This is a genomic window from Candidatus Obscuribacterales bacterium (assembly GCA_036703605.1).
Classification (GTDB): domain Bacteria; phylum Cyanobacteriota; class Cyanobacteriia; order RECH01; family RECH01; genus RECH01.
In genome coordinates, this window is sequence record DATNRH010001148.1 from 1 (window position 1) to 9,042 (window position 9,042).

The 9,042-nt window shown below is 50.5% G+C and carries 9 protein-coding genes; 4 read left to right on the forward strand and 5 right to left on the reverse strand.

Features of this window, described 5'->3' with window-relative positions; translation table 11 throughout:
* Window positions 1-8: 8 nt before the first annotated feature.
* From V6D20_23760 to V6D20_23770, 3 genes are read right to left on the reverse strand one after another with little or no spacing between them, the layout of a single operon-like run.
* Entirely contained in the window at window positions 9-401 is a 393-nt protein-coding gene (locus V6D20_23760) for a DUF1818 family protein (protein HEY9818797.1), read from the reverse strand.
* Window positions 402-439: 38 nt separating this feature from the next.
* The gene (locus V6D20_23765) at window positions 440-1,120 is read right to left on the reverse strand and encodes a hypothetical protein (protein ID HEY9818798.1); all 681 of its coding nucleotides are present in this window, start codon (window positions 1,118-1,120) and stop codon (window positions 440-442) included.
* 19 nt (window positions 1,121-1,139) lie between these two features.
* On the reverse strand, window positions 1,140-1,370 hold the full coding sequence (locus V6D20_23770) for a DNA-directed RNA polymerase subunit omega (GenBank protein ID HEY9818799.1): 231 nt from the start codon (window positions 1,368-1,370) through the stop codon (window positions 1,140-1,142).
* A 311-nt stretch (window positions 1,371-1,681) separates the two neighbouring features.
* On the opposite strand from V6D20_23770, the gene V6D20_23775 reads away from it, so the two are divergent.
* Window positions 1,682-2,383 carry a GDSL-type esterase/lipase family protein gene (locus tag V6D20_23775; protein HEY9818800.1) on the forward strand — a complete coding sequence of 234 codons (702 nt, stop codon included), beginning with the start codon at window positions 1,682-1,684 and terminating at the stop codon, window positions 2,381-2,383.
* A 379-nt stretch (window positions 2,384-2,762) separates the two neighbouring features.
* Here the strand turns inward: V6D20_23775 and V6D20_23780 are convergent, their stop codons facing one another.
* Complete coding sequence (locus V6D20_23780; GenBank protein HEY9818801.1) at window positions 2,763-3,233, reverse strand: pentapeptide repeat-containing protein; 471 nt, start codon at window positions 3,231-3,233, stop codon at window positions 2,763-2,765.
* A gap of 345 nt (window positions 3,234-3,578) precedes the next feature.
* Between V6D20_23780 and V6D20_23785 the strand changes: the two genes are divergently transcribed.
* From V6D20_23785 to V6D20_23795, 3 genes are all read left to right on the forward strand, one after another.
* Window positions 3,579-4,244 (forward strand): CsgG/HfaB family protein, encoded by a 666-nt coding sequence (locus tag V6D20_23785; protein HEY9818802.1) that lies wholly within the window; start codon window positions 3,579-3,581, stop codon window positions 4,242-4,244.
* 358 nt (window positions 4,245-4,602) lie between these two features.
* The gene (locus V6D20_23790) at window positions 4,603-5,448 is read left to right on the forward strand and encodes a hypothetical protein (protein HEY9818803.1); all 846 of its coding nucleotides are present in this window, start codon (window positions 4,603-4,605) and stop codon (window positions 5,446-5,448) included.
* A 437-nt stretch (window positions 5,449-5,885) separates the two neighbouring features.
* Window positions 5,886-8,060, forward strand: coding sequence for a glutamine synthetase III (locus V6D20_23795; protein HEY9818804.1), 2,175 nt, complete (start codon window positions 5,886-5,888; stop codon window positions 8,058-8,060).
* Window positions 8,061-8,550: 490 nt separating this feature from the next.
* Here V6D20_23795 and V6D20_23800 read toward each other — a convergent pair whose 3' ends face one another.
* On the reverse strand, window positions 8,551-8,955 hold the full coding sequence (locus V6D20_23800; protein HEY9818805.1) for an SDR family NAD(P)-dependent oxidoreductase: 405 nt from the start codon (window positions 8,953-8,955) through the stop codon (window positions 8,551-8,553).
* Between the last annotated feature and the right edge of the window lie 87 nt (window positions 8,956-9,042).

The following is a 9,042-nucleotide window of genomic DNA, read 5'->3' on the forward strand; positions in this document are numbered from 1 at the left end:
CACGGGCATTAAAACAGATGCAGGGTTTGGCTAGCCTGCACTAGTTCTGGCACGGCCTCCGCATCCCAGGTGCCCTCTGCCCGCCGTCCTTGACGCAGAATGATGTGTAGTTCGTAGGCATGGGGATAGCCCTCTGCTTCCAGCCAAAGGCGATCGCTCTCTACATCGCAGCAAATGCGCTCCCCATCCATCAACTCATGGCTCATCTGCTCAAGGGTCTCGGCCAATTGCAGCACCAGCCGACAAAAATCCTGCCATTCCTCACGGGTGAGTTCAATCGCCCAGCCGGCACCGCCCACAAGGCCAACAAACGGCTCTGATGCTGGATTCCAGCCTAGCCGCCAGCCCTTGCCTTCTTTAACCTGTCGCGTCGATGTACCGCTGTCCATGATCGGTTGCACGCTGCTTGCCTGACAAAAACCTGTAAAAGGAGCTGACCTTAGGGCGCTAAAAGCTGGGCGTCGCCAGGTTGGGGTAGGGATGGCAAGCTGGACGGTGGCGGTGCTGTTGGGGTGCTTGGCGTGGGGGTGGGGCTGGAGAGATCGTGGATGGGCGTAGCTTGTAGATTGCTGATGTAGTTTGGATTGAAGAGGATGACCAAAACTTCAACTAGTTCATCTCGTTGGGCGCGGCTAAGAGCTGCAATGGCCTGGCGATCGCCCTCCAGGGGATTCTCCTCCAGGGTGTTGGCACCGGGATAGCTGCTGGTGTTGATCCCCTCATTGACTCTTAAATAATCTGCCAGGGTAAGCTTCCAGTCTAGGCGAAAGAAAGGCGATCGCTGTTGAACATTCATGTGATACTGCACAATCCGCCCCACAAGAGTATTGTCTGTTGCTACATCGTTGGTGTCTCGACTGATGTAGTAATTTTCTTGCGGCAGGGTTGGAAGTAGTTGATAGACCGTGCGCCATGTGGTGTCGGCCGTATTAGCCGTTCCAGGCGTAATGCTGCGTCCCGGCGTTTGGGCGATCGGTAAGGGTTGGGTCACCTGGGCAACGCCTGCCTGAGGCGTTGCCAGCATCGGTATGAGCGCCAAAGCAAGCCCAAGCCCCATCCATAACAACGGCCTCAGGCGTCGCAAGGTGAGCATCAGGCGCTGTTTCAACGTCAAAATCATAGGTGTCTTACCGTCAACGCTATTCGTCGCCAATAATTTCTGGCTGAGTGAGTTCGTCCGACATCTCAATGATGGCGCGGATCACCGGCTTCATCTTGGGATCATCTAGATTTTCAAAATCTTCGTAGCGACGGCGCTGGGCCCGGCTTGCCACTTGAACGGTGATGCGATACCGATTGGAAGCGGCACTGACTAAATCCTCGGCCCGACGCATGAGTTGGGCATTATCCACAGTGGAACGCTTCAGCATAGAAAATTCCAGTTTTTTTGAACATTCATCCTAGTTTAGCAAGACTTAGGGTTTCGTTCATGTAAAGTTTGACATGGAGATAGACGGATCTGCGCAATGCTATGCGTAAAAAGCATTATGAAGCGATCGTCCCCTGATGTGGTTCTCGACTTTTCGAAGATTTATGCCAAGGGGTTTACAAAAGTCCATAGATCCACAAAGAATGAAACACAGGATTGGGTACTTTAAACACAGTTCCGTCTGAGTTCTCATCTCGATGTATCGACTGTCCATCACAACGCTCTACAACTGCTCTTTCTATGCAAACACTGGTGAATCCTTCTGAATCGCGATCGCCGCTCATGCAAAGTCATCACTCCCTGCGAGTGGTGGCTTTAGGAGACAGCCTGATTTATGGATATGGTGATCTAGAGGGAGGAGGATGGGTGGAGCGACTGCGACGCAGTTGGATGCATCCAGCTAGCCCCGGTCATGCTCTCTACAATTTGGGAATTCGCGGTGATGGTGTCCAGCAAGTGAGCGATCGCCTAGAGGCGGAATTTCGCTATCGGGGTGAACTGCGCAATAAGGTACCCGATGTTATTATCTTATCGGTAGGCGTTAATGATTCCGCTCGTCTTGGCAAGCTTGATGGGCGTAACTTTACAGACTTTGATCAGTTTAGTGAGATTTTGGAGAATCTGTTAGACCGAGCTCAGCGACTCTGTCCAGTCTTGTTTGTGGGTATGCCGCCTGTTAATACTATGTCTATGCCTTTCTCCGGTTGCCTATACTATAACCACGATGATCAAGCCCGCTACAAAACGGCAACCCAAGATGCCTGCCATGATCGAGATATTCCTTATCTAGATGTGTTTGATCTGTGGTTGTCTCGGGGAGAACAGTGGTGGATGTCTCGTCTTGGGTCCGATGGGCTCCATCCCAACACGGCAGGATATGAAGCCCTTTTGCAAGATGTGTTGAACTGGTACCCGATGATTCATTGGCTTAATCGATCGCTAGCGACCTCCTAGGGTACATCGCTGATGTTGGCTAGAACGCACCGTCTCTTCACTAAATAAGTTGTTTGTGTAGAGTGCTGTTAGGGGAAGCCGTAACGCACTGTCTTATAAAGCTTTGATGCATTACGCTGTCGCTCATTCATCCTACTGGCACTTGACGGTACTCACCAGGTCGTGTTGTAGGTGCTGCTAGGCGAAGCCGTAACGTGCTGGTTTACTGGTTTACGTGCTGGTTTACTGGTTTATAAGACGGTGTTGCTGAACTAGGAGATGAACCTCTAGCTATAGGATCTGAATCGCCATGCAGCATGTTTTGGAATCATACCGCTATTCAGCAACGCCTATAAGACTATGCATGGCGCTACCGCTTACGCATCCTACGAATTTAAAGTTAAGGGCATCCCAAGCTATCGTGGGTTGAAACGCCCGTGACCGGATTTACCCCTTCTGCTCTGGTACAGAGTTGTTTAATTTCGTAGCGATCGAGGATGGCGTTGGTGAAATCTGCGCCGGTAATGGTGACGTTCTCAAAGCTGGTGCGGGTGGCGGTCACGTCTTCCAGTATGGCATTGGTGAGATTGGCTCCTACCCAGAAAACGCGATCGGCTAGCACTCCTGTTAGGTTGGCTCCCTCTAGGTCAGCATCCAGCAAGACGCCTTTGGTGAGCATGGCATTGGTGAGATTTGCGCCTTTGAGGTTGGCATTGCGCATTTCTGCCGCAATGAAGGACTTGCCTGATAAATCCTCCCCAGAAAAGTCAACGTCGTTCAGGCTAGCGTTGGTGTAGTTAACCGTGTCTTCAACGGCGATCGCTGGCGTGGCGCTCAGCAACATCCATAGCACCGCCAATATCGTGATCACCAACACTCTGATACCCTTACTTAGCCCACTGCTTCCCATACTAGTGCCCATGCAAGACCGTACTCTATGGTAGCGAGTTTAGGGACGGTAGGCTAGGGCGCGATCGCTGCTATAGGACGTTGCCCAGCTTGATGAACCATGGAGACGTCCTCCGTAAGGAGAAAGTGACTTGAAGCTTTAAGATCATCTTATGTTAAGAATCATAAAGATGTAGCGAGTTGTGGTTGAATACAATCAGCTTCTTTGTGGAGACATGCATAGGGTTAACGTCTTGCGAAGAATGTCTATGCATTAGCGTTCACGATGATCCAAGTCTCGTTGTCTATCTAACCTTAGAGTAAAACCATGAATCATCTTTTTGCTAGCCTTGCGACGATTTCGGCAGGTGCCTTATTGCTCACCGGAGCAGGAGTGCCTCAGCTTATGGCTCCTGCGATCGCTGCTCCCATCATCACTGACCATGCTAAGCAAGCCCAGCAGCGGGTAGTTGTTTTAGATTTTGACTATGCTGCCACCAGCAATACCAACTATTACCTGTCCTATTGGCGGCAGGGGAGTGCTGCTGGGGTTAGTGATTTGGTCGTCAATGCCTTGGTGGGCGATAGTGCCTACACAGTGATTGACAGTAGTTTGGTTGGGGAGCGACAAGGTTATGTAACGGATGTGGCTCGGGCTGTGGAAATCGGACGAGAACTAGGGGTTGATTACGTCATTATCGGTTCTGTCACTGAGTTTAATGTGGAAACAGAGTCGTCTGGGGGTAGCTTTTTGGGGATTGGTGCCTCAAGTCGCTCCACGGTCGCTAATGTGGGGCTCACGGCACGCATGATTAGCACAGCAGATGGCTCGATTGTTCAAGCCATGCAGGGTTCCGGTGAGGCGAGTGGGAGCTCTTCTAGCGCCTCGTTTAGGGGCATCGGCGGTGGCTCTAGCAGCAGTCGTGAGAATGAATTGCTCAGTGAGGCTGTTGAAGAGGCCGTCAATATGTTAGTAGAAGACTTGCTGGATTAGATTCTGGAATACTCTGGAATGCTACGGAGGGGCGATCGCTCTTTTGGAAACGGATAAGAATCTAGCACTTGCTTCAAGTATTGAGGACAAGCCGCCATGCTTATCGGCTCAAAGAGCGATCGCTTTCTATTCCTATTTAATTCCCCTTGCTGCACCATCCTTCTCTGATTCATCAGCACCAGTTAGTTTTTACTATGTCTCTATCTGTTGATCTAACCATGATAAGTTGGGTTGGTGTGGTATGAAACCATCGGTCGATCCTTCAACAACAAAACTTGTACGAGGATACCCACATCTGAGTAGCGTTAAGGCATCGATTAAGCTACTGCATCAGCGGTTTTCTCAGCAAAAGCTATCGATGTATGCAGCCAGTCTTCCACCCGCAGATATCTTTATTAATCCATCGGCAGATATCGTGATTGAGGTGCAGCGACTAGCCGGACGCATCGCTCATTACCTAGGACTGCCGACAGGCAGAATCTTGGTGAATTTTAGTCCTAGCTTGTCCTGCCCTGCCCAGGTAGAACTGTCTGCTGCCGATGACTATCTGGTGCGCTTGCATGAGCGTTACCGCTTTGATGGTCAAGATATTCCGGCCCTTCTTGCCCATGAAATTGTTCATATCTTTTTGTATCGCTTAAAAATAACCCTTCCCAATGTCTTGGAGAATGAAATTCTTACCGACACAGCCGCAACTTACCTGGGCCTAGGATGGCCCTGTTTGAATGCATTCCGGATTTCAGTACACGACTCTCTTGACTTTGGCTATCTTGGCCCTAGAACTATACGCCATTTTTCGGCATCGAAGGTAGGCTACTTAACGCCGGAGGAGTTTGCCTATGTGTTGGCAAAGCGATCGCTGCTGTTTAATGAACGCATTGATCACCTCCTGACGTTACAGGCTCGGGAACTGTATCACCAAGGTTTGCGTATGGCACGCAGGGAAGGAGCTAGACCGCCCTTGTGTCGCAGTCTGTTCTGGTGGCGCTGGCTCTACCTCGGGCGGCGTTGGTGGATGAAGCGATCGCGGCAGACAGGGAAGCGATCGCAGTTTGCCGACTATCGATTTGAATGGACGGATGGAGGCATGAAGGTGACCTTTGACTGCCCAGTATGCTGCCAAAAGCTTCGGCTACCCACCGAACGTCGTCAGATTCACCTAGATTGCCCAACCTGCCAACGTTCTTGCCAATGTAGAACCTAGGGGTATGGACGTAGAGACATGAGCACCCCGGCGTTGCTGAATAGCGGTATGATTCTGCAACAGGCTACATGGAGGTTCAGATCCTTATCGCTAGAGGTTCATCTCCCAGTTCAGCTACGCCACAACTATGAAGCCCTCAATCCACTCTCTCCCTAGACCTCTTGCTAGGAAAAGGGGACAAGAGTTCTAGCTCCCTTCTTCCCCGAGAGAAGGGTTGGGGATGAAGGCAAATCATCTATCGATTGAGCCACGTCAAGGGGGCAAACCCTGATTCTCTCGTTAGATATCATGACAGATCATGACGAGAATTCATCAAGATCTTCCGAAATGATAAAAGTAGGGATTCAAGGCTGAATAGTTGAAGTTTGGTATCTCTGCTGTCTATTTCAACGATCGGCTTTGAGTACTATCAAGAAGTTCGATCCTAAGGAACCTGTATGAGTGGAAATGCTGCCCGTGTTCAAGCCGTCCATCAGATTATTAATCGAGAGCTGATGCCGCCCAAGCCCCCAGAGCGCCTTGAAGAAATCTGGGCAGAGAATGTCTTCAACCTCACCAAAATGCAGGCGACCCTCCCTAAGCCTGTCTTCAAATCGATTAAAAACACCATCTTGACGGGAGAGCGGCTCGATCCTTCCATTGCTGATACCGTTGCAACAGCAATGCGAGACTGGGCCCTGTCGAAGGGGGCGCTCTACTACGCCCACGTGTTCTACCCCATGACCAACCTCACAGCCGAGAAGCATGATGGCTTCATCTCGGTGCAGGGGGATGGTAATGTCATCTCAGAATTTTCGGGCAAGGTGCTGGTGCAAGGGGAGCCGGATGGCTCGTCATTCCCGAACGGCGGCATTCGCGATACCTTTGAAGCTCGGGGCTACACCGGCTGGGATGTGACCAGCCCTGCTTACATCATGGAGACGGACAATGGATCAACCCTGTGTATTCCCACGGTGTTTGTATCCTGGACAGGTGAAGCATTAGATAAGAAAGTTCCGCTTCTGCGCTCCATCACGGCGATGGACAAAGCTGCAAATAAAGTATTGAAAATCCTGGGAAATACAGACGTTGCGCCAGTGAACTCTAGCTGTGGTGCAGAGCAAGAGTATTTCTTGGTGGATACCAACTTTGCCAGTCAGCGCCCGGACTTGCTGTTAGCTGGACGTACGCTATTTGGTAAAGCGCCAGCGAAGGGGCAAGAGTTTGATGACCACTACTTTGGGGCCATTCCCGAGCGGGTGCAGGTCTTCATGCAGGATGTGGAGTCAACACTTTATAAACTCGGCATTCCAGCAAAAACCCGCCATAATGAAGTGGCTCCTGGACAGTTTGAAATCGCCCCGTTCTTTGAAGCAGCTAACGTTGCTAGTGACCATCAGCAGCTTTTGATGACCGTCCTGCGTCATACGGCCAAGAAGCATGGCTTTACCTGCTTGCTCCATGAAAAACCCTTTGCGGGTATCAACGGATCTGGAAAGCATGTCAACTGGTCAGTGGGCAATGCCACCCAGGGGAATTTGCTGGATCCTGGCGATTCGCCCCATGATAATGCTCAGTTTTTGGTCTTTTGTGGCGCGGTAATTCGCGGGGTTCACAAGTACGGCTCTCTGATGCGGGCTGTGATTGCCACAGCGAGTAATGATCACCGCTTAGGTGCCAATGAAGCGCCTCCAGCAATTATGTCGGTGTACCTGGGCACGCAGCTCGAAGAAGTCTTCGAGCAAATTAAAACCGGAACGGTGACAGAGTCGCGGCAGAAGGGCGTCATGGACTTGGGTGTGGATGTCTTACCCTACCTAACGAAAGATGCGGGCGATCGCAACCGGACGTCTCCCTTTGCCTTCACGGGCAACCGCTTTGAGTTTCGCGCCGTGGGTTCGAGTCAATCGGTATCGGGGCCGTTGATTGTCCTGAATACCATGCTGGCTGACTCCCTAGATTGGATTGGGAATCGCTTAGAGAGTGAATTATCCAAAGGTGTGGAGTGTAACACGGCGATCATCACGGTGCTCAAGGAGGTTATGGAAGAGCACGGCGTGGTGGTCTTTGGCGGGAATGGCTATTCTGAGGAATGGCACAAAATGGCGGTTGAGGAGCGTGGCTTATCGAACTTACGCACCACGGCTGATGCTTTGCCAGTTCTGAAAGAAGAGTACATTGAAGATCTGTTTGAAAAGACAGGAGTCTTGACACCCGTTGAGTTGGAAAGCCGCTTTGAAGTCTATGCAGAGCAGTATATTCTGTCGATTGAAGTGGAAGCCAAGCTGGTGATCAGCATGGCTAAAACGTTGATTTATCCAGCCGCAATTAACTACCTGTCCTCTCTGTCATCCACCATGACTAACTTAACTAGCTTGGGGATTGAGTTAGACAAGGGCAGCGTTCAGACCATTGCGGACTTGACCAACTCAATGGTCGCTGCCATGGGACAGTTGAGCGATGCTCTAGGTAAGCACGATTTTGCTGGCACAGAAGAGAAGATGCAGTACTGTGCCCAAACCCTTCGTCCTTTAATGGATAATGTTCGTAGCTACGCGGATGCCCTAGAGGGCGAAGTTGCTGATAGCTTCTGGCCACTGCCCACCTATCAGGAGATGCTGTTCGTCAAGTAGCACTCTGCTCAATCAATACCTTAGTTTCCATTGCTGTCTGAGGTTGGGTTCTCCTAGCCTCAGACTTTTTTATGTGATGTTGATGAATGAAGATATGACATCAGACTATGAGCGAGCCGCTCACACCTCATTCACAATCAAGGTAGTGTGAGCATCGTGCTCACAGTTCGTTGGTGAACATCATATTGCAATTCAGCCAAGCCTTCTGTTCTAGTAGGATGCCTATAGCCTGCACCGTACCTCCGCTGAAGCGATGGCGTCGCATCCAAGTTTCATAGAATGTGTGCTATGGCTGCATCTAACAGCACCCTACTAGGCAAAGGTTCCAGAACTTGTGGTCACAAACTTTGAACCTGTGTATGCAGTAGCCCGCAGGAAGAAGGGCTCAGATTAGTTGCTGTCCCAAGTTTGGAGGAGAGCTAGGATAAGACATATATCCTGTAGCTCTCTGACTGGATGAATAGCATTATCTTTGGGCGATCTTCAATGGTTAGTAAACGGTTTCATAGTCTAAGTTGTCAGATACATGGAGTTGCCAATATTCCTCGGCAATGCGATCGCTACTATATTTTGGGTCATCCCCATTGACGGTGCCGCAGATGGTGACTGTACCTACTTTGATGGGGGAATCTTTGAGGACCGCATGGAGGGTATTGGCCAAGACGCGAAGTCCAGCTTTACCGATAGACAGCGACGTAAAGTCAGGCTGGGGATACAGAGCAAATCCGCCTCCTGTAAACAGAATGGTGCCTTGCTGTTGGCTTTGCATGGCTGGGAGCAAGGCTTGAATGCAAACCATGGCCCCGGCCACATTGGCCCGAAAATCATTCACCAGCGTTTCATAGCTGGTTTGCAACATATCTTCCATGCGTGGAACAGCAGCATTATAGATAATATCAAGTCCGCTTAATCAACCACACTTAGCATTGAAACGCCTTCCACCAATGGAACTGGGTCAAGCCTGAGATAAAGTCGGTAAGGT